Source organism: Halodurantibacterium daqingense (genome assembly GCF_042666235.1).
Lineage (GTDB): Bacteria > Pseudomonadota > Alphaproteobacteria > Rhodobacterales > Rhodobacteraceae > Halodurantibacterium > Halodurantibacterium daqingensis.
Genome location: NZ_JBHTFQ010000037.1, coordinates 1 through 1,053, shown reverse-complemented (window position 1 = coordinate 1,053; position 1,053 = coordinate 1). Strand labels below are relative to the sequence as shown.

At 63.2% G+C, this 1,053-nt stretch carries 1 protein-coding gene; it reads right to left on the bottom strand.

What is annotated here, in order from left to right:
• Positions 1-54 precede the first annotated feature (54 nt).
• Entirely contained in the window at positions 55-987 is a 933-nt protein-coding gene (locus ACFQXB_RS20300; protein WP_377407014.1) for an IS5 family transposase, read from the bottom strand.
• Positions 988-1,053 lie beyond the last annotated feature (66 nt).

The window sequence follows — 1,053 nt, the reverse complement described above, 5'->3', positions numbered from 1 at the left end:
GGCGTTGTTGCGTAACTGACGCCTGAGGCATGATGGCCCCTTTCCCCGTCAGCATCAGGCCACGCGAACGATCTCGGCCGTTCCTAGGGCTGAGAAGCGGTTCATCAGTGCGATGCGGATCTGGATTTCAGCGGTCTGGCGGTCAGGGTCTCTTGCTGCGATGCGTTCACCGAAGGCCTTGAGGCACCGCATTTTCGCCTCGATGCGGCTGCGGACATGGTATCCCGTCCAGCGCTTCCAGAATGCCCGGCCATATTGCCGGGTGGCACGCAGGGTTTCGTTTCTGGCGATTGCGGCCGGGCAGTTCGCTTTCCAGGGTCGACCGTTCTTGCGGATCGGAATGATCGCGGTGGCCTGGCGATCGATGATGGCGGTGTGACAGCGGCGGGTGTCATAGGCACCATCGGCGGTCACGGTGCCGATGTCTTCGTCCTCGGGGATCTGGTTGAGCAGTTCCGGCAGGACCGGACTGTCGCCATCGCTGCTGGAGGTGAACTCCACCGCCCGGATGTCCGAGGTGGCGGTGTCCATGGCCAGATGCACCTTGCGCCACTGGCGTCGGCCCTGAACACCATGCTTTCGGGCCTGCCACTCGCCATCACCGAGGAACTTGATGCCGGTGCTGTCCACGAGCAGGTTCAGGGGGCCATCGGCGCGCCGATAGGGGATCTGGACGGCCAAGGTCTTCTGCCTCCGGCACAGGGTCGTATAGTCTGGCACGGCCCAGTCCAGGCCAGCCATCTTCAGCAGGCTGGCCACCATCCCGGTCGTCTGCCTGAGCGGCAGCTTGAACAAGACCTTTATCGTCAGGCAGAACTGGATCGCCGCGTCTGCAAACACCGCAGGCCGACCGGGGCTGCCGTCATGCGGCGCGAGCCAGGACATGTCCTTGTCCAGCCAGATCAGTAGGGATCCGCGCTTGCGCAGAGACGCCGTGTAACTGGGCCAGTTCGTCGTGCGGTAGCGGGCGGGTGATGGCTTGCTCATGCGTCCCGTCTAACCGCATGGATTCGCGATGTGAATCCTTGGGAGACAGGGTTTTGCAACAACGCC